Origin of the sequence: Arthrobacter sp. NPDC057009 (genome assembly GCF_042673905.1) — a bacterium.
Lineage (GTDB): Bacteria > Actinomycetota > Actinomycetes > Actinomycetales > Micrococcaceae > Arthrobacter.
Genome location: NZ_JBHUSB010000024.1, coordinates 46951 through 66370, shown reverse-complemented (window position 1 = coordinate 66370; position 19420 = coordinate 46951). Strand labels below are relative to the sequence as shown.

At 61.7% G+C, this 19420-nt stretch carries 15 protein-coding genes; 8 read left to right on the top strand and 7 right to left on the bottom strand.

Translation table 11 applies throughout. The features are described from left to right. Nucleotides 1-252 precede the first annotated feature (252 nt). Nucleotides 253-1740, top strand: coding sequence for a four-carbon acid sugar kinase family protein (locus ACFTR6_RS19495; RefSeq protein ID WP_377959136.1), 1488 nt, complete (start codon nucleotides 253-255; stop codon nucleotides 1738-1740). Between the two features lie 79 nt (nucleotides 1741-1819). Continuing rightward, nucleotides 1820-2671 carry a class II fructose-bisphosphate aldolase gene (locus tag ACFTR6_RS19490; RefSeq protein WP_377959134.1) on the top strand — a complete coding sequence of 284 codons (852 nt, stop codon included), beginning with the start codon at nucleotides 1820-1822 and terminating at the stop codon, nucleotides 2669-2671. A gap of 196 nt (nucleotides 2672-2867) precedes the next feature. Here ACFTR6_RS19490 and ACFTR6_RS19485 read toward each other — a convergent pair whose 3' ends face one another. After that, the gene (locus tag ACFTR6_RS19485) at nucleotides 2868-3545 is read right to left on the bottom strand and encodes an aspartate/glutamate racemase family protein (protein ID WP_377959133.1); all 678 of its coding nucleotides are present in this window, start codon (nucleotides 3543-3545) and stop codon (nucleotides 2868-2870) included. Between the two features lie 212 nt (nucleotides 3546-3757). On the opposite strand from ACFTR6_RS19485, the gene ACFTR6_RS19480 reads away from it, so the two are divergent. Continuing rightward, on the top strand, nucleotides 3758-4144 hold the full coding sequence (locus ACFTR6_RS19480; RefSeq protein ID WP_377959132.1) for a hypothetical protein: 387 nt from the start codon (nucleotides 3758-3760) through the stop codon (nucleotides 4142-4144). A 79-nt stretch (nucleotides 4145-4223) separates the two neighbouring features. Here the strand turns inward: ACFTR6_RS19480 and ACFTR6_RS19475 are convergent, their stop codons facing one another. From ACFTR6_RS19475 to ACFTR6_RS19455, 5 genes are all read right to left on the bottom strand, one after another. Then, the gene (locus tag ACFTR6_RS19475) at nucleotides 4224-5435 is read right to left on the bottom strand and encodes an MFS transporter (RefSeq protein WP_377959131.1); all 1212 of its coding nucleotides are present in this window, start codon (nucleotides 5433-5435) and stop codon (nucleotides 4224-4226) included. 242 nt (nucleotides 5436-5677) lie between these two features. Further along, entirely contained in the window at nucleotides 5678-6865 is a 1188-nt protein-coding gene (locus tag ACFTR6_RS19470) for an ABC transporter ATP-binding protein (RefSeq protein ID WP_377959130.1), read from the bottom strand. Between the two features lie 31 nt (nucleotides 6866-6896). Beyond that, nucleotides 6897-8612, bottom strand: coding sequence for an ABC transporter permease (locus tag ACFTR6_RS19465; protein WP_377959129.1), 1716 nt, complete (start codon nucleotides 8610-8612; stop codon nucleotides 6897-6899). Nucleotides 8613-8669: 57 nt separating this feature from the next. After that, complete coding sequence (locus ACFTR6_RS19460; RefSeq protein WP_377959128.1) at nucleotides 8670-9791, bottom strand: extracellular solute-binding protein; 1122 nt, start codon at nucleotides 9789-9791, stop codon at nucleotides 8670-8672. 675 nt (nucleotides 9792-10466) lie between these two features. Then, a complete protein-coding gene (locus tag ACFTR6_RS19455; protein ID WP_377959127.1) occupies nucleotides 10467-11984 on the bottom strand; it encodes an aldehyde dehydrogenase family protein in 1518 nt (505 codons plus the stop codon). A gap of 472 nt (nucleotides 11985-12456) precedes the next feature. Between ACFTR6_RS19455 and ACFTR6_RS19450 the strand changes: the two genes are divergently transcribed. The 5 genes from ACFTR6_RS19450 (at nucleotide 12457) to ACFTR6_RS19430 (ending at nucleotide 17930) form a co-directional block, all read left to right on the top strand. Next, a complete protein-coding gene (locus ACFTR6_RS19450; RefSeq protein WP_377959126.1) occupies nucleotides 12457-13251 on the top strand; it encodes an IclR family transcriptional regulator in 795 nt (264 codons plus the stop codon). Between the two features lie 525 nt (nucleotides 13252-13776). Then, nucleotides 13777-14598 (top strand): SDR family NAD(P)-dependent oxidoreductase, encoded by an 822-nt coding sequence (locus ACFTR6_RS19445; RefSeq protein ID WP_377959125.1) that lies wholly within the window; start codon nucleotides 13777-13779, stop codon nucleotides 14596-14598. A 35-nt stretch (nucleotides 14599-14633) separates the two neighbouring features. Next, nucleotides 14634-16085, top strand: a complete 1452-nt coding sequence (locus ACFTR6_RS19440) for an aldehyde dehydrogenase family protein (RefSeq protein WP_377959124.1) — start codon at nucleotides 14634-14636, stop codon at nucleotides 16083-16085. Between the two features lie 30 nt (nucleotides 16086-16115). Continuing rightward, nucleotides 16116-16907 carry an HpcH/HpaI aldolase/citrate lyase family protein gene (locus ACFTR6_RS19435; protein WP_377959123.1) on the top strand — a complete coding sequence of 264 codons (792 nt, stop codon included), beginning with the start codon at nucleotides 16116-16118 and terminating at the stop codon, nucleotides 16905-16907. 36 nt (nucleotides 16908-16943) lie between these two features. Further along, nucleotides 16944-17930 (top strand): ketopantoate reductase family protein, encoded by a 987-nt coding sequence (locus ACFTR6_RS19430; RefSeq protein WP_377959122.1) that lies wholly within the window; start codon nucleotides 16944-16946, stop codon nucleotides 17928-17930. 779 nt (nucleotides 17931-18709) lie between these two features. On the opposite strand, the gene ACFTR6_RS19425 is transcribed toward ACFTR6_RS19430, so the two are convergent. Next, a complete protein-coding gene (locus tag ACFTR6_RS19425) occupies nucleotides 18710-19381 on the bottom strand; it encodes an SDR family NAD(P)-dependent oxidoreductase (RefSeq protein WP_377959121.1) in 672 nt (223 codons plus the stop codon). Nucleotides 19382-19420: the final 39 nt, after the last annotated feature.

The following is a 19420-nucleotide window of genomic DNA, read 5'->3' as shown; positions in this document are numbered from 1 at the left end:
AACGAAGGCCCCGTGCCCGTTGAAGCGATCGAACCCACCGAATTCCTCCGCTTCGTCCTCCACACCTTCTAAGAACCAGATACACCAGCGGGCAACACGGGAAACCGTGTTGCCCGCTGGCGTATTCAAGGATGCCTGCCTGTAGCTCATGTAGCCGTAGGTGCCCCTGCTCTGGCAGTTGCGCAGGACGCCATCCAGGGTTGTACGGCATCCTGCAGTTACACATCAATCCCCCACACAATGGAGTGCATCGTGACACTTGAAGCCGACGTTCTAGCCCCATTCCCGCAGGAACTTCAGATTCCAGCCCAGTCGGTAGCCGCAGCTGTAGCTGCATCCTCGGAAGCGGCCCCCCGGGTCCTGGTGGTGCTCGACGACGACCCCACCGGTACACAGTCCGTGGCGGATCTGCCAGTGCTCACGCGCTGGGAGGTCGAAGACTTCACTTGGGCCTTCGCCCAGTCCAAGCCGGCCGTGTATGTCCTCACCAACACACGCAGCCTCGACCCCGAAGAAGCGGCAGCCCGCAATGCGGAAGCAGTCCGCAACGCCCTTGCCGCGGCCGCGGGCGTCAAGGTCGGCTTTGTCAGCCGCAGTGACTCCACCCTCCGCGGCCATTACCCGCTCGAACCGGACGTCATCGCCGCAACCGTGGCCGCCGAAACCGGTGAAGCCACCGACGGCGTCGTCATCGTTCCGGCATTTCCCGACGCCGGACGCCTCACCATCGGCGGTGTCCACTACATGCGCGGCACAGGAGACGACGCGGGCAAGCTCACCCCGGTCTCCGAGACCGAGTTCGCCAAGGACGCCACCTTCGGCTTCGCCAATTCCGAACTCGCCAAATACGTGGAAGAAAAGTCGCAGGGCCGGTTCACCGCCGACTCCGTGATCGTCCTGGACCTCAACATCATCCGCGCCGGCGCATCCGCCCAGGATCCATCCATCTCCGCGAAAGCCATCGCCGACGCCATCGAGCCCGCCACGAACTCCACCCCGATCGTGGCGGACATCGTCACCGAAAACGACCTTCGTGCCCTGGCCCTCGGCCTGGAAGAAGCCGAACGCCGCGGCAAGAAACTGCTCTACCGGGTCGGGCCGCCCTTCGTCCGTGGCCGCATCGGTCAGGACGTCCGCGCCGCGCTCACCGCCGAAGAGGCCTACAAAGGCAACACTCCCTCCACTGCCGGAGGCCTAATCGTGGTCGGCTCGCACGTGGGACTCACCACCCGCCAGCTGAACGTCCTCACAGCCGGACACAGCTCCGCGCAGATCATCGAGATCGACGTCGAAAAACTCCTCGCCACCGAAACAGAAGCAGCAGCCCACCTGGACAGCACCGTGGACGCCGTCATCGAAGCCCTTCGCGCCGGCGACGTCATCGTCCACACCAGCCGCCTCCTGATCAAGACCGATGACCCGGCCGAAAGCCTGCGGATCGCACGCACCGTGTCCACCGCCGTCGTCGTCGTGGTCAACCGCACCCTGAAGACCTTCCCGCCACGGTTCGTCATCGCCAAGGGCGGCATCACATCCTCGGACGTCGCCGCCCACGGTTTGGAAATCCGCCACGCCATCGTCCGCGGCCCGATGCTGCCCGGCATCGTCAGCCTCTGGGAACCGGTGGACGGCCCCGCCAAGGGCATCCCCTATATCGTCTTCGCCGGCAACGTGGGAGACGACCAGTCCCTCGCCGACGTCACCCGCAAACTCAGCAACACCTTCGAGTCCGCCCAGTGACGTACAACACCAGCATCGGCCACAAGGCGCCCGTCCCGGCCACTGCGCCTGCGAGGATACCCAAAGGACGGAACTTCTGATGCGAACCCGACTCGATGACCTTGTCACCGCCGCACTGCAGAGCCGCTCCGCTGTTCCAGGCTTCACCTGCTACGACTTCACGACCGCTCTAGGGGTGGTAGCCGCGGCAGAGAATGCCCGCCAGGGCGTGATCCTCATGGTTGCGCCCAAGACCGCGGCCACACCTAATGGACTGCGCCTGATCGCCGCACTGCGGGGACTGGCAGATGCAGCAAGCGTACCGGTAGCAGTGCAACTGGACCATGCCACGGATCTGGGTGTCATGGCAGAGGCCGTGGCCGCCGGGGCAGACTCCGTCCTTGCCGACGGATCATCCCTTCCGCTTGAAAACAACATCGAGCTTTTCCAGGCGGCCCGCGCCCTGCTCGGACCTGGTGTGGTGCTTGAAGCTGAACTGGGGGGACTCGCAGGTGACGAGGACCGTGCCTTTGGTCCGGACCAGTCCGGAGTCCCGGTCGCGGGCCTGACTGATCCGTCCCAGGTGGAGGAATTCGTTGGCCGCACCGGTGCCGAACTGTTGGCAGTAGCCGTGGGCAACGTCCACGGAAAGTACAAGGGTGAACCGCAGCTGCGCTGGGACGTCCTCAAGGACATCACAGGAAGGACACGCGTCCCGCTGGTACTGCATGGGGCCTCAGGAATTCCGGCAGCGGAACTTGCCAAAGCTCCGGAATTGAATGTCGGCAAAGTGAACTTCAACACCGAGCTCCGCACCGGAATCCTGGCCACCCTCCAAGAGCAGCTCCCAGGACACCGAATGGACGGGGAAAACATGCAAGGCCTGCTGGGCTATTGGAACAAGTCTGCCAACGACTTTGCCAGCAGGACCATATCCACGCTCACCCGCTAGATGCAGGATAGGCCGCATGGATACCCGTCCACGCGGCCTATCCCCATTCCATGCAAGGTCTGCTGATGCCCGCGTACCGCAAGCCACGAGCTGAGTTGAGCAATCAGCAGGGGTCCAAAAAGCCTGATGCCGGCCCAAATGTGAACATTGGGCCGGCATCAGGCGTAAGGGGTCAGCCCCCGCTGATCGCAAAGGATCAGGCAGGGAGCTCGGCGACGCGCTTAGCCAGATAGTCCACTCCGAGGCGAGGACTGGACAGAACTGTGAGGCCGGTCTTCTCCTGGAGGACGGGCGCGAGGCGGTTCATCGATGCCTGCGCCAGCACGATCAGGTCAACCTTTTGGGCGAGATCCGTTGCCTGCTCGATGATCATGGAGTCGTGCTTTTCACGGTCACCCGACATGAGGACCGCGAACGCCCCTTCGCACAACCGCTGCTCGATCGCGATGCTGCGCCCGAGCTCGTCCGCCTTCGCCTGGATCAGATCCGAGGTCGGACCGAGTGTCGTGGGAACGGTGGCAAGGACTCCAACGCGGTTACCGTCAGTGGCGGCCTGCAGGGCCATGGCTTCATCGATCTTAACGACCGGCGTCTGGACATTACGGGCAGCAACGTCCAGGGCTGGTCCCAGGGAAGAGCACGCGGAAAAGATGATGTCGGCGCCGGCAGCCTCGGCCGCCTGCGCGAGGTGCGTCATGCGCTCCTCGCTCTTGCGTGAAATGCCGTTCTCGCGCTGAACAGTGGCAAGGACGTCCGAGTCTACAAAATGCATGACCTCCGCATCAGGAATCAGTTCAGCAATGAGGTTGTTAATCACAGGCTCGACAGAGACAAATACGAAACTGGTGTGCAGAATCGCGATCTTCTTTGACACGCTAATACGTCCTAACTTTGTGGAAATCTGATGGTCGATGGCAGGTCAGACCGAATGAAATGCCATCGCCGCGATCAGGAAACGGAAGGAAAGATATCTAGACAATATCCCACCATATGGGATAACGTCAATGGCACGAAGTGCAAGTCGTCAACGGCAGCCAGCGGAAATCAATGATTGCTCTATCTGCGCGGCAACCAAGGAGGAAGAAGATGGCAGAACTGCGGGAAAGTCCCCGTACCTCCAGCCAGTTCGTTGGTTCAGCCGTGGTTGCCGGGGCATCTTACGGCGCGCAACACACGATTTTGCGCCTGGAAACGTTCAGGGGTGAATACATCGACTACCGCATTGGCGGCGTTCCTGACCCCGAGGGAATGGTCAAGTTCCAAGGCGCCGGTCTCCGCCCGCTCTCGGTCAAAATCCAGCAAGGTGGCCAGCGGTGCAGTGTCGTGGCGATAGGCGCGGATGGGCCGCGATCTTTCATCGTTCTCCTCGGGACAGCGCTGGCGCTGCACAAGGCAGGAGTGCATGCGGTGGTCGACGGTGGGCTCCCCATCGCAGTTCCCTGTTCCATAAAGCCCAGGACAGCTCTCCGCTGAAGCTCTTTCAGTCACCCAACCCTGGGCGGCAAACGGTCTTCTCTTCAGCAACCTATTTGGCCACCAGCCCCAGCCGGATTCACCCCGTACCCGGTTTGTCCGGCGGCCAAAGAATGCATGCGGCCGCGAGCACGGCACAGGACATCCAGAGCGCTCCGCTGGCTCCGGCTGGACCGGCCAGGAGTCCTGCTGCGGCAGGCAGGGTTACCTGACCTAACCGGTTGCCAAGCAGGCGGAGGGCAAGTGCTGCTCCTCTGGAAGCGTGCGGGACAGACTGGGTAACGAGTGTCATCGTGATTGGCTGTCCCAGACCGAGAAAGAAGCCGCCGATGGCCAGGAGTAGTCCGGCCATCCACGACACGTGAAAAAGCCACGGCAGTATCGCGATTGTTGTCCCCGCTCCCGCCAGACTTGAAATGACGAGCGTCCGCCGGCTCCACCGCGTGAGAAGGACGGGCAGGAGCAGGCGAGAAGCGATGGAGGCGGCCGCCCGGGTTGCCAGGAGCAAGCCTACGACGACCGGGGGCACGCCCTTGTCTTCACCCAGAAGCGGGAGGAATGCTACAAGGATGTCCGTCGTGGCAAGCAGGGCCAGGCTTGCCACCATGTTGGTGCGCACTGTCGGATAGCGCAGCAGGGCTGCAACGCTGTCAGGGCGGGTTGGCATCGCAGCGTCAGGTTTAACAGTTGGCGCGTGCTTAGCTGCAGTCCCGAATGCGAACGGAACAGCGAACACCGAGATGAAACCGGCCATCAGAAGTGCGGTGTTTGCGTCGATGAGCCGTACCTCGGCAGGGACGCCCTGTGAGGGTCCCAAGGCAAGTCCAGCGAGGAGAGGCCCGATCATTTGTCCCATGGCGAAGGAAGCAGTGAACCATCCGAAGGCTGAATCCATATTGCCGGGAGGGACAAACCTCGCGATCGCCGACTGCCCCGCGATGGTAAAGCACAAGTGACCCATGCCGAGTATTGCACTGGCCATGGTGACAAGGACAAGGGACGGTGACACTGCGAGTACAAAGGGCCCGGCCGCCAAGAGCAGTGAACCAACTGCCACAACCCCCTTCAGCGAATGGCGCCGGTCAGTCACCCGGCCAAGCCACAGGGCTGCGGCCACTGGGACCAACGCGTACGCCGCCGAGGTCATGCCGACACTGAGGGATTCGCCCCCCAGTGCCAGGACCTTGTAGGAAATCAGCGGGCGGGAAAGATTCAAGCCGATCTGTCCCAAAACAGCCGCCGCGATCAGCATCCAAAACCACCCGCGCGATACCGGCCGGTTGCCGCTCACTGACCCTCCTTTTCGGTGGCGCCTCCTGCCGCTGCCCTCAGCCCACTATCAGGTCCCCATGGAACTCTGCCTGCTCCGCGTAAGCAGAAGGCAGCAGCGGCAAGCCCTGAGACCACCTTCCTTGCGTCAGAATCAGATTGGCGGGGGCGTTTCTCCTTCAACTCGAGCTGGCCTATGAGGCTTGCCCGAATACAAAGGCGTTGCCCAGGCCCTTGTGCGCCTGGGCAACGCCCTGCTTTCCGTCACCCGGCAAGCGCTGCCACTGGCACCTCTTCGTCTGCTGGTGTGCCGGGAGCTTGTGTGTCCGGGGTGGTGGGGTCGGCGGGGACGGGCCAGATGCTTTTGGCGTCGGCGATTGCTGTGACGCCGTCACCAATCGACAGGTTTTCGAGGTCGCCGGGTGTCACCTGTGCGCGTAGGCGCAGCCCGGAGAAATTCAGGAAGACGTCGCAAATGTTGCCGGCGTATATGACGTCTTCGACTGAGCACGGCAGGCTCACTGTGTGCTCTGATGCTCCGTCGGACAGGCCTGTTGGGGGACCTATGCGGATAGCTTCGGGACGTAGGGAGAGGTGGATCCGGTCGCCAACGTGGACGTCCTTGCGGATGCGCCCGGTGATTCGTGGTGCTCGGATGCCTTCGAGCTCGTAGTGCGTCAGGCCGGTGGAGGGCTCGGTGCTGATCATGCGGGCAGGGAGCATGTTGGCGAAGCCAAGGAACTTGGCGGCGAACATTGTTTCGGGTGTTTCGTAGAGTTCCTTGGCCGTACCGACCTGGACGATCTCGCCCTGGTTCATCAGGACGATGCGGTCCGAGATGACCATGGCTTCGGCCTGGTCGTGAGTAACGTAGACCGCGGTCGTTCCTACTTCCTTTTGGATCCTGCGCAGTTCAACCCTCATGCTCTCGCGCAGCTTGGCATCGAGGTTGCTTAGGGGTTCATCGAACAGCAGGACGGACGGGGCCGCGGCCAGGCTCCGTGCTACCGCGACGCGTTGCATCTGCCCTCCGCTGAGTTGGCTGGGGTAACGCTGCTCGAGTCCTTCGAGGCCTACGACTTTCAGCACTTCGGCCACGCGTGGGGCGATGTCGGCCTTTTTCCAGCCGTGGAGCTTGAGGCCGTAGGCGATGTTTTTGAACACCGTCATGTGCGGCCAGAGGGCGTAGGACTGGAAGATGAGGCCGACGTTGCGGCGTTCGGGAGGCATCGTGTAGCCCTTTTCGGACAGGACTTTTCCCTTGACGGTGATGGATCCGCCGTGAATGTCTTCGAGCCCGGCGATGGACCGCAGCAGCGTGGTCTTTCCGCAGCCGCTGGGGCCGAGCAGGGAGACGAACTCACCTTCTGCAACGTCTATGGATACTCCACGAAGCGCCGTGAAGGTTGGTGAATATTCCTTCACCACTTTTTTTATCTGGATGTCCGACATGGTTGATCCTTCTCAAGAAATGCGGCGCCGGTTAGTTGGCGCGGGGAAAGAGGTTGACTCGGAGTACGAGCGCGGCCAGGGCGACCACCAGCAGAATGAGTGTGGACTCAATGATCGCGAGGATCGCCGCGGTCTGATAGGAGCCTGCTTCCATGGCGCCCCACATCAGCACGGGCAGTACTTGGGAGTCGCTGGTGTAGACCATGATGGCGACGTTCAGTTCGCGGGTGCAGTAGATCAGCAGCAGCAGCCAGCCGGACAGTACCGCGGGTTTCAGCAGAGGCACCGTGATCGTCGATATGGTCCGCGGGATACCGGCTCCTCCAACGCGCGCCGCGTCTTCAAGGCTGCGGTCCACCTGGACCATTCCGGAGGAGATCACCCGGAGGGCGTGGGGCAGGAAGCGTGCGCAGTACGCCACGAGCAGGAGCCAGACAGTGCCGTAGAGGAAGCTGCCCACGTAAGCCCAGAGGACGCCGACACCGAACACGATGCCGGGCACCGCGACAGGCAGCATCCCGAGAGTCTCAACCGCTTCCCGGAAAGGAGCGCGCGTCCTGTTCCGCACATAGGCCATGGCGAAGGCGATGGTGACCGCGACGGTTGGAGTCGCGGAGCCAACAATGACCGTGTTACGAAGCGCCGTCTGGAACTGCTCAGATTCGGCAACGCGTTCCCACCACCTGAGGGTGAAAAGCTCCGGTGACAGATCAGGGGTGTAGTACTGCTGGAAGGTCGTCAGGAACAGCGCACATCCGGGTAGGACAACACCGAGGAAGATGTATGCCGCCGGGATAAGGAAAAGCGGCCAGCGCCAGCGCCCGAGCCGGATCCGGACCGGCCGTGCGCCCTTTCCGGTGACCGTTACGAAACGCGAGCTGGCCTTGGTTGCCCGGGCCTGCAGAATGGTCCCCAGCATCATGATCGCCAGCAGAGCAACACCGGCGGTGGCAGCAGCACCCCACTGCGGCGGGGAAGCCGTGGTGCTCTGGTAGATGAAGAACGGCAATGTCCGGTACCCGGCCGCGGTGCCAATCAGTCCGGGGACGCTGAACATTTCGGCGGCCAGCACGAAGATCATCAGCGCCGCTGAGAGGATCCCGGGCATGACGACGGGCAGAGTCACTTTTCGCATCGTGTGAAACAGCGAACCGCCCACGACCCGCGACGCCTCTTCCAGGCTGCCGTCCATGTTGAGCATGGGTCCGACAGTGAACAGGTAGGCCAGCGGTGCGAACGCCAGCACCATGACGAAAACCAGGCCGGCAAAAGACATGATGTCCATAAAGGCAGCGGATTCGCCCAGGTACTTCTTGAGGAATCCGTTGATGAGCCCGGACTTTTCTGAACCAAGCAACACCCAGGCGATGCCTAGCGCGAAGGGCGACACGAAAATCGGCAGCGACACCAATACTGACAGCGTCCGGCGGAAGGGAACGTCAGTGCGGCCAAGGATCCAGGCGAACGTCACGCCCAGCGATACAGCAAGGACGCTGACCAGGAAACCGAGCCAAAGAGAATTTCCCAGCGCCTGCCAATAACCATTAGCACTGAAAATCTGAATGATGTTGTCAAAGGTCAACTCGGAACCTGGAGCACCCGGAGACGAACTCTGCAACGACGCATACACCAGGTACCCCAACGGAACCAGGACGAGTGCCAGAACCACCACATACGTCGGCACCGCAACAGCAAGCTCCTGCTTACTCCGCAACCGCTCCATCAGGCCGGTTGATGCCTCAGCCAAGGTAATTCTCCTTCACGCTGCCCGTCGCGGACGGTTGTGTCTTCAGAAGCAGCATGTTCATTCCTTTGCAGCGCCGAACATGGTGTTGAAAGTAGCCACCAGCTCTTTGTGACGGCTGTTAACCAGATCTTCATCGATGACGCGTGCGTCCTCGGGTGACTGCCACCAGTCCGCGTCGACGACAGGAGTGTCGAAGCCGTCCCGCAGGGAGCTGAACGCCCACGTGTCCTGGACTGCCTTTTGGCCAGCCTCAGAGAACAGCCAATTGGTAAACAGCTCTGCACCGGCCTTGTTGGGCGCGTCCGTGATCACGCCTGTCGCGAAGGTCGAGTAGGGGGCGTGCTCACCGGTCACGCATTCCAGGGGAGCGCCCTCGCGGTAGGCGCGCGCCCCATAGACAGTCGACACATTGAAGACCAGGTCGTACTCGCCGGCGATCACCTGGGGAATGACGACGTTGCCGGAAGAGAAGGTGGTCGGGTTGAGAGCCGACAGTTTCTCGAACCACTGCGGGCCGAGATCCTTGTCCTGATAGAGCCAGTACGACAGGCCGCGGCGGTAGGCGGATCCATCAGCGCTGACGATCGCTGCGCGTCCCTTCCACACCGGATTGGCCCAGCCGTCATAGGTCCTCAACGACTCAGCTTCCTCAGGCGTGACGTTGTTTGGGTTGTAGCAGACCCCGTTGTATTGCCCTCCGAACGAGTAAGCCTGTTTTTCGAGGTATACGCCTTTTTCGCTGGTAAAAAGATCAGCGTCCTTGGGCACGAAATCTGCCAAGAACTTCTCGTCCGCCACGGGTTTGAACGTGGATATTCCTGCTACGAGCAGAGCATCGGCGTTGTTGAGGCCGGATCGCTTCTCCGTGAGCAATCGTTCCGTCACCTCGTTCCCTGTTCCGGACACGTATCCGACTTTGAGGTCAGGAAATGTGTCATGGAACCGGTCAATCAGCTGGTCGGTGTCCTTGTTTGCGGCGGTTCCGATGAAGAGGTTTATGCCTTTTCCGGCCTTAACGGCCTCCTCGTAAAGTGCCTTTTGATCTTCTGAGATCTCCGCTGCTTCGCGACTTGCTTCTACGCTTCCGCCGCATCCAGTCAGCGCGAGGGTCAAACCCAGAACTGAGGCCGCCAGCCCAAAACTCCAAGTACGGCGTCGCGATACTGCTCTGTAGTCCATTTTGATCTCCTTTGATCGCTGCCTCGAAGCCACATCCAGTCTTTTAGCCGGTGTGCAGCTCAAGGCCGTCAGGCTGCGCACAGCGCTGCACTCACTGGTTTGAAATTGCTCTCAAGCTGTTGCCTGATCTTCGTCGATGGGTGCCTATCTCCTGCTTGAGCAATAAAAGCCGAGGGATAAATTCGGCCCGTGGCTCTTACGGCGCAGCGGGGAACTGCGGGTCGTTGAAAGACGGTAGACAACACCGTTCGATCGCTTCTAAAGACTTCTAGGGGACGCATCAGCGCCCGGAAGCCGAATTCCATATCTTCAACCCGGCGTACCGGACACCGCAGAAGTGCTTGAGAAGAACCAACCGGACAATGCTTGTTGCAGACAATATCCCGCATTATGCGAAATCGTCAACAAGCCGGTTAAGGCGGTATCGGGGATTTTTCGAGGCCTCGCTGGATCCATTGCCGCTTCATGGCCAGGGCTTGGGTCTGGGGTGCAAGCTGAACGAAGGTATCAAGAAGCGGAACTCCCAGTGCTGGACAGGACCGGCCTAGCAATGGAATGGCTCAGCAACTGCACCCTGAATCCTTCCAGTGGAACGGTCAGGTGCTGCCTGCGTGGCAGCACCCGGACCGGTGCCTCGAATTTCTATGGATGGAGCGACTTCACCCTCAAGTTGGCTCAGTTGGTGTAGGGGAGGTCGCGTTTGGTGGTGAGGTCCCAGACGACTGCTTTGCGGCGGGTGTACATGGCGATGGAGTCGAAGCCGTTTTCTTTGCCGAAGCCGCTTTGTTTCATGCCGCCGAAGGGGACGGTGGGGTGGAAGGAGCGGTAGGTGTTGACCCATACCGTTCCCGCGATGAGTTCTTTGGCGAGGTGTTGGATGGTTCGTGCGTCGTTGCCCCAGATTTGGGCGCTGAGTCCGAATTCGGAGGCGTTGGCGCGGGCGATGACTTCGTCGGTGTCGGTGTAGGACAGGACGCTTGCCATTGGGCCGAAGGCCTCGTTGCGTGCTGCGGGGTTGGTGTCGGTGACTTCTGCCAGGACGGTGGGCTGGTAGAACGCGCCGTTGGCGAGTTCGCCCTCTTCTGCCGGGCCGCCGCCGGCCAGGGCGACCGCGCCGGCGTCGATCGCGCTTTTGACCAGGGCATCGACGCGGGAGCGGTGCTGGCGGTTGATGAGCGTGCCCATTTGTGAGGATTCCTTGGTGGGCAGCCCGACCCGGACCGTTTTGGCCTTTTTCCCGAGCCGTTCGGTGACCTCGGCGTACATTGAGTCCGGGACGAAGATCCGGGAACCGGTGACGCAGCTTTGGCCGCTCTTGGCGAAGTTTGAGTGCAGCAGTGACGGGATGGCGATGTCCAGGTCGGCGTCCGGGAGCAGGATGGCCGGGCTCTTACCGCCGAGCTCCAGGAACGTCGGCACGATGTTGGCCGCTGATTGGTGGATGATGGCCCGTCCCGAGCCTGGCCCGCCGGTGAAGGCGATCATTCCGATGTCCGGGTGCTCGGTGAGCAGGGGCCCTACCTTGTCTCCGCGGCCGGTGACGACGTTGACGACACCTGCCGGAAGCCCGGCTTCCAGGGCAAGTTCGACCATCCGGTAATTCAGTAACGGGGCGACCTCGGGGGCCTTGATCACGATGCAGTTCCCGGCGACCAGGGCCGGTCCTGCTTTCAGGGCGACGAAGTTCGCGTTGCCGTTGTAAGGGCTGACGCCGGCGACGACGCCGAAGGGTTCGTCGAGTCCGTAGGAGAGCCGGTCGGGCAGCTGCGCGAACGTGCGGCCTTCGATTTTGTCGGCCAGGCCGGCGTAGTAGCGAAGGACCCGGGCGCTGTTGTCGATGTCGGCCATGGCCTCGCGGCGCAGGTGTCCGACATCGGAGACCTCGATATCGGCCAGTTCCTCACGGTGCGCGGTGATCGCATCCGCCCAGGCGGTAAGCATCCTGGCCTTGACCTCGGGCGCGGTGCGGCGCCAGACCTTTTCATACGCCGCCTTCGCACCGGCGACCACAGCGTCTACGTCAGCAGCATCGGCCTCGCGCAGGGAACCGATCACCTCACCCGTGGCCGGGTTCTGGATCTCCATCTCATACCCATCCGAAGGGACCACCACACCGGCAGCCGAAATCAACCCCACGCGGCGCACTCCCCCACCCACGCTCACATCAAACTCCTCCGACACCTTCGTACTCATACTCAAAAACTCCTTAGCGTCCTGCGGCCGCGGCTCTATCTTGCAGACGCTGCCCTCGATCAACTTCTACTTGCATCGCCTTTGCCGTGCACGGGTACCTGCTCTTCCAGCTGCTTCGGGCACAGGCCACCGTATTGTCCACAGGCCCACTTGGTCCTCCCGGGCCCGGACTTTCGGTGCGACAATACAAGCGTATTTTGTATATAAAAAATGGTTCCATATGCGAGACGATGACGTCAACGCCTTTGGATGTTCAGCCGGAGGCCATCGCCTTCTTTGAGCTCCCCCGGCGTCACTTCTCGCCGATCATGGGCTCCGGCGAGGCAAGACCTTCAGTGGCGCCTTTCGAGCAGAGGATCCCAGGCGAGCGGGGCCAGAATAAATTAATCCTGTAGTATGAGATTTTATCTACCGCTCGGGTGATGGGGCCCAGCTGGGCAGAGCCACGGAGAGAACGATGAGGACACGCGTCATGGGTGGACGTCTTTTAGCTAGTGCTGTTGGTGAACTTTCAGAAGCATCGGATAGCGCGGGCAGCCTGGCCAGGATGCTGCACATTTTGGAACTGTTTAGTGAATCCGGGCCCGTATGGTCCACGGTGGACCTCATCGACGCCTTGGAGACTTCCCGGTCTACCGGGTACCGCTATATCAAGACGCTGCATGATGCAGGGCTGCTTACGAGCGTGCGCAACGGCTACTACACTCTCGGGCCACGGATCATCGAGATGGACCTGCAGATCCGTCAGACGGACCCTCTCCTGTTGGCTAGCCATGGGGTTCTTGAGGATCTGGTGGAAAATGTCGGTCATTCCGCGCTTCTATTGACCGCGTTTCGTGACTCAGTTCTGTGCATCGGGGAATGCCGCGCCCCGACAAGCCCTGGGAACAGATTCAGCCGCGGGCAGCGGCGTCCGATGTTCCAAGGAGCTGGCTCCAAAGTCATCCTGGCTTATCTCCCCCATCACCGCCTGAAGGCCCTTTACCCGCGGCACCAGCTGGAGATCGAAAGCACCGGCCTTGGCAGCACATGGGCTGAATTCCGCAAGACGCTCGGGGACATCAAGAAGGACGGCTATCTGCTCACCCGCGGTGAATTCAACCCCGGCATCTACGGCGTCGCAGCACCTATCCTCACTGACCAAAAAACAGCAGTGGGCAGCGTCGGCGTCGCATGGGATGAAAACACACGCGACAATGTCGAACAGGCAATCCAAGCGGTCAAGGAAGCGGCAACCAAAATCACTGAACGCCTCGCCGCAATCTAGGGCCAGATATAAGCCAAGGAAAGCTGAAAAGAGCCGGGGACAGGGCTTGGGCCCACCACTGACCCGCACCGAAAACGCCAGCTCTGTAGTTGCGTGCGTTCGCAGCTACTTCGATTCCCGCCAGTTCCCCCCGGGAGTGCGGATCCGAGGACGGCATCAAGAGTTTGAGGCGGATATGGCTCGCGGGATGACGGCCGTATCACCGGAGCTTGTTAGACTCTCCCCTCCTCAGCAATGGCGGGACCTCGCCCAAAGTTGCACGTCGCGATATGGATCGTGTCGGTTTGGTGCAAACCGGGGGTACGACTGCGATTTGCCGCATCGGCTGCGCCGGGGCGCCCCGAGGCTGATCCGGCTTCTTAATCCAATTCACCATCCGAGACGCATGCGGGAACAAAGTTATTGACGCAATCCCACATAACGGGATATTGTTGATGCAGTGCCGTTGCCCGGAATCTTCAATTAGGAGCCTGGGCGGGCCGTTTCAATACATCCACCATGACGACGACGCCACGAGGATCCCCTATGACGACTCCCCTGACTCACACCCCCCATGACTCCGGCGTCCCGGCGTCAGCGAGAGACTTCAGCGTCGAAGGGCGGGTGGTCATTGTTACCGGCGCGGCCCAGGGCATCGGCCGTGAGCTCGCACGCCAGTTCGCGGCGGCCGGAGCCGTCTCCGTTGTCGCCGACCTCGACATTAAAAAGGCCGAATCGGTCGTCAAGGAGATCCACGATGCCGGCGGCACCGGGTTGGCAGTTCAGGTGAACGTGGCAGACGAACCGTCCGTCGCAGCGATGGTCAACACGGTGATCGAAACCTGGGGCCGGATCGATGTGCTGGTCAACAACGCCTCAATTTTCGCCACTTTGGACAAAGTCCCGTTCGATCAGATCCCGCTGGCACAGTGGGAGAACGTTTTGAAGGTGAATATCACCGGTACCTACCTGTGCGCGCGTGGGGTTGCTGAGCACATGCGCAAGGCCGGCTTCGGCCGGATCATCAATGTTTCATCGGATGCGGTGACCCGCGGGACGGTGAACTATCTGCATTACGTGACGTCGAAGTCGGCGGTGATCGGCATGACCAACTCGCTGGCACGCGAACTCGGCAGCTACGGCATAACCGCCAACTGCATCCGTCCAGGCAGCGTGGCCACGGAAGTTGATCGCACTGTTAATCCAACGGTGGAGGTCCGTGAGCGCGCCGCTTCCCTGCAGTGCATCCCCCGCGGCATGGTCCCCACCGACCTGGTCGGCATCATGCTCTTCCTCGCATCACCGGCATCAGCCTTTATCACCGGCCAGACGATCGCCTGCGACGGCGGCTACACCCACAGCAGCTAACCCCGACGCACGCCCAGGCACAGGAGAACCCGCTCATGAAGCAATACCCGAACCTCTACATCGACGGCCAATGGACCGAACCGACCGGCTCTCGCGTAATGGAGCTTATTGACCCCACACGCGAGGAGGCCTTCGCCGAGGTCGCTTTGGGAACGGCAGCGGACGTCGACCGCGCAGTCGCAGCCGCGCAGAAGGCATTCGAGACTTTCTCCACCACCACGGTCGACGAACGAATCGCGTTGATCGACCGGATCATCGAAGCTTATGAGACCCGGATTGGTGAATTCTCCGAGCTGATCGCACGTGAAGAGGGCATCCCTGTCAGCAACCGTGCGCAGGTCACAGGCCCGGCTGATCACATGCGGGTCGCCCGGGACATCCTGCGCGACTACCCGTTCGAGACGCGTATCGGCGGCGCTATCGTCCGCCGGGAACCTATCGGCGTCTGCGCCCTGATCTCACCGTGGAACTGGCCCATCCAGACCGGCGTCATCAAAATCATCTACGCCATTGCCGCCGGCTGCACCATCGTGGCCAAGCCCAGCATCAACTCCGCCGCCAGCGGCACCCTCCTTGCCCAGGTGCTGCACGAAGCCGGCGTGCCGGCAGGGGTGTTCAACCTCGTCAACGGCACCGGCCGCGAAGTCGGCGATGCATTGTCCCGCCATCCGGGTGTGGACATGATCTCCTTCACCGGCTCCACCGGTGCCGGCCAGCAGGTCGGAGCCGCCGCCGCGGAAACCGTCAAGCGCGTCAGCCTCGAACTCGGCGGAAAATCAGCGAACATCGTGCTGCCCGACGCCGACCTGGAAAGGGCCGCCCGCTGGAACATCCAACGCGCCTTCTTCAACGCCGGCCAGTCCTGCCACGCGCCCTCCCGCATGCTGGTCCACGAAAGCCAGATCGACCAGGTAGCTGCCTTCCTCGCAGATGAAGCACAACGCTTCCGGCTCGGGGACCCGCTCGACACCGCCACGACCATGGGCCCGGTCGTCAGCGCCGCCCAGTACAAATCCATCCGCGACCTGATTCAAAGCGGCATCAACGAAGGCGCCAAACTCGTCACCGGCGGCCTCGACCGGCCCGAGGGCCTGGACCAGGGCTACTTCATCCAGCCGACAGTGTTCACCGGCGTCATGCCTGAGATGACCATCGCCCGGGAGGAAATCTTCGGACCCGTCCTGGCCGTCATCCCCTACAAGGATGAGGAAGAAGCCCTCCGCATCGCCAACGATTCCCCCTACGGACTCGGAGGCTACGTCTTCGGCGGCGACCGGGAAAACGCCCGCCGCGTCGTCAACGGCCTCCGCGCGGGCCGGGTCAGCTACAACGGCGCAGCCACCGATTCCTACACCCCCATGGGCGGTTACAAACAATCCGGCATCGGACGCTCCATGGGCCGGTTCGGCCTCGAAGAATACCTCGAAATCAAATCCGTCTACGGATTCGAAGACGAAGCACAAACACTGCCGACCCTCTTCGGCTGAAATACACGAGTCGATCAGGAGACGACAAAAATGAACACCACAGCTGCACCCGTCCTGCGAAACAACGTCAAGGACAAGCTGGCCAAAGGCGAAACTGTCTACTCCATGACCGTCCGGCTGGTACGGACCGTGGATATCGCCTCGATCGCCCACACGGCGGGATTCGATTCCGTCTACATCGACATGGAGCACAGCAGCTTTTCCCTGGAAGCCGCAGGGCAGATCTGCATGGCCTGCAACCACCTCGGCGTCACACCCCTGGTCCGCGTCCCCGGCCTGGACCCGGCCTTCATCGCCAGAGTCATGGACTCCGGCGCGATGGGCATCATCGTGCCCGACGTTGAATCGGCCGATCAGGCCCGCGCCCTCGTGCGCGCAGTTAAGCACGCCCCCCTGGGTGAACGCTCCCTCGCCGGCGCCGCACCCCAGCTGAACTACCGGACGTACCCGCCCGCCGACGTCGTCCGCGTGCTCGATGAAACTTCCATGGTCGTAGCCATGATCGAGTCCCAGACTGGACTGGACGCCGTGGAGGAGATCGCTGCCGTAGATGGGCTCGACATGATCCTTGTCGGAGCGAACGATCTAAGCGTCGGGCTTGGGATCGCTGGACAGATGGACCACCCCAAAGTGCACGACGCTTATATGCGGGTTATTAAGGCCTGCCAGGCGAATGGGGTTTCGGTGGGAATCGGCGGCCTGGGCGGTTGGCCGGATCTGATCCGGCAGTATCTCGAGATGGGCGCCGGCTACGTCTCTACCGGCAACGACATTACGTTCCTTAGCAGCGCGGCGGCACAAAAACGTCAGCAGTTCGTCTAACCGCCGGCATCAGGGAACACAGAACAGGGAAACAACATGAAGATCTGCGTGTACGGGGCAGGTGCCGTCGGCGGCCACATCGCAGGCCGGCTTGCCACGACTGAAACCGAAGTGTCACTCATCGCCCGCGGGGAGCAGCTGGCGGCTATCCGGCAGAACGGGTTGCGGGTGGAAACAAAAGAAGGGACACTCGTTTCCCGTCCCGTCGCCACCGACAATCCCGCCGACCTTGGCAAACAGGACATCGTGATCGTCGCCGTCAAGGCCCCGGCCCTGCCGGCCATCGCCGAGAACGTCGCTTCACTTCTTCACGAAAACAGCCTCGTGCTGTTCGTGATGAACGGCATCCCCTGGTGGTACTTCCACGCCCACGGCGGCGACTTGGACGGGACCCGCCTGCGACGGCTGGACCCCGAAGGTGCACTCTGGGAACATATCGGCCCAGAACGGGCGATCGGTGCCGTCGCCTACACCGCCTGCACCGTCGCCGCTCCAGGAGTGGTCCGTGCTGAAAACGAACGCAACCGCCTCATCATCGGCCGTCCCGACGGGAATTCTGACCCGCGCCTCGACGCGCTGGCAGCGCTGCTGAATCCCACAGGGCTCGAAGTCAGCGTCACAACCAAGATCCGTGACGCCATCTGGACCAAACTGGTCATGAACCTGATTGGGGGCTCGCTCGCCACCCTGACCGCGTCCCCTATGAAGGATGTGCTCAACAAACCCGCGGTTGCGGGCACAGCCAAGGCCATGGCAGATGAGGGCGTCGCCATCGCCCGTGCCCTTGGCTGTGACCCGGGCGATCCGGACGACGGCCTGGCAAAGCTCGCCACGTCGAACCACCTGCAAAGCATCGCCCAGGATTTGCTGGCCGGGCGGTCAATGGAAATCGACGGCCTGTTCCGTGTACCGCTCGACCTGGCCGAATTGGCGCAGGTCCCAACCCCCAACCTTGACCTGGTCATCGAACTTGCCACGCAGCGCGCACGGGCTGCAGGCCTATACAAGGACACCGGAAGATGAACGTGGCGGGTGCCGAACAGGAATTCGCCGCACCTGTTGGCATCCCGCCGCGCGGGTCGTGGGCGTCTCAAGGCAGGCACTAGCAAGGACCGTCGAGGCACGACGTCTCCTGGCATCGAGGGGGCGTCACGCCTGACCAAATTCAGCCACTGACTCAAGGGACAAAAAATGACTCCTGAAGATGAGCAAAAGGATCGGAAGGCCGGTAGCTGGAAGCTGGTACCGGGCGAATACATCGAAGTACAGGCACCGCGGATCGGGACGCGACGGGGCCCCATCGAAGCAGTCATGCAAGACAAGTCCGGCTTCTGGTTAGCGGCCGACGGGGTAGAACCGCGGGTCTTCGTTCCGCTCGGGGAAAAGGAACAAACTATCCGGTCCGCACCCTCGCCGGAGGGGCCCGGCTGAGGTGCGGGTCTGCATAAGTCTCCGGCAGAGTGATAAAGACGCGGACTCATGATCGACAAGTCTTGCCGGCGCCGGCCGTACCCGCAACCGGCCGGCCCCGGCGATCTATACAGGACCGCAGCGAGATCCGGAATTATTTCATAGGTGCGAGGAAGGGAAAGGCCGCGACGTGGAAACTCCGACGCAGACCGCCACGAGCGAACCGTCGCCGTTGGATATGTACAGAACCCAGTTTTGCGATGGAGGCGGAAACAGAGACTGTCCCTTCTGCACCGGCCCGGAAACTGATTAGCGTGCCGCGCAACAATCGTGAGTCTGCCTGAAGACCAATGTCCCGTACTGCAACCTAGAGCGTGCGGCGGACCCTCCGTTCAGTTTTCGCTTACGGTCTTGCGGAGAATTCCAGGCTCTGTGTGCAGTTCCCAGAGCTGATCCGCCAGGGCGTCTGGAGCGAAAGCCGGGTCACCGCCACCGATCGCCCCGGGGATAATGAGCTGCCTGACCTGGATATTCTCAGGCTGCAGCGCCGTGTGCAGCATTGATGCGTAAGCTGACTCACCGGCGAAGGCGGTTGAGGTTCCGGCCACCTGTTCATTGGGGCGGACGGCGCTGGAACCATTGACAAACAGGATGGTTCCTCGGCCCAGCTGACGCATACCGCCAAGGACCTGCTGGACGGCTGTGGCCGGCCCGAGAATGGAAAATGCGACTGCTGCTGCAAGGTCGTCAGCTGTCGTTTCCAGCACAGGACGCAGGAACTCTTTCCTCGGGACCGGGCTGTACTGAAGCACTTCGATCGGACCGAGCTCAGTTGCCGCCCGTTCCAGAGCAGCGCTCAGCGACTGGCGGTTCTCCACGTCTGCGGCGAAGCCCTGTGCCTTGATCCCCTCATTGACGAGGTCGCGAGTGAGAAGATCAACATGCTCCTGCCTGCGCGAAATCAGGGCGACATCGAAGCCGCCACGCCCGAAACGCTTCGCCGTTGCGGCCCCGAGTCCCCTGCCTGCACCGATGATTGCGATTGTTGTCATCTTGTCATCCATTCCTTGAATCTGAGCACGTTATTCCACCAGCTTTGAGCA

Coding starts and splice junctions, on each gene's coding strand:
- ACFTR6_RS19445 (WP_377959125.1), top strand. CDS start 13,777: ATGACGACTCCCCTGACTCACACCCCCCATGACTCCGGCGTCCCGGCG.
- ACFTR6_RS19460 (WP_377959128.1), bottom strand. CDS start 9,791: ATGGACTACAGAGCAGTATCGCGACGCCGTACTTGGAGTTTTGGGCTG.
- ACFTR6_RS19490 (WP_377959134.1), top strand. CDS start 1,820: ATGCGAACCCGACTCGATGACCTTGTCACCGCCGCACTGCAGAGCCGC.
- ACFTR6_RS19440 (WP_377959124.1), top strand. CDS start 14,634: ATGAAGCAATACCCGAACCTCTACATCGACGGCCAATGGACCGAACCG.
- ACFTR6_RS19455 (WP_377959127.1), bottom strand. CDS start 11,984: ATGAGTACGAAGGTGTCGGAGGAGTTTGATGTGAGCGTGGGTGGGGGA.
- ACFTR6_RS19480 (WP_377959132.1), top strand. CDS start 3,758: ATGGCAGAACTGCGGGAAAGTCCCCGTACCTCCAGCCAGTTCGTTGGT.
- ACFTR6_RS19450 (WP_377959126.1), top strand. CDS start 12,457: ATGGGTGGACGTCTTTTAGCTAGTGCTGTTGGTGAACTTTCAGAAGCA.
- ACFTR6_RS19430 (WP_377959122.1), top strand. CDS start 16,944: ATGAAGATCTGCGTGTACGGGGCAGGTGCCGTCGGCGGCCACATCGCA.
- ACFTR6_RS19435 (WP_377959123.1), top strand. CDS start 16,116: ATGAACACCACAGCTGCACCCGTCCTGCGAAACAACGTCAAGGACAAG.
- ACFTR6_RS19470 (WP_377959130.1), bottom strand. CDS start 6,865: ATGTCGGACATCCAGATAAAAAAAGTGGTGAAGGAATATTCACCAACC.
- ACFTR6_RS19425 (WP_377959121.1), bottom strand. CDS start 19,381: ATGGATGACAAGATGACAACAATCGCAATCATCGGTGCAGGCAGGGGA.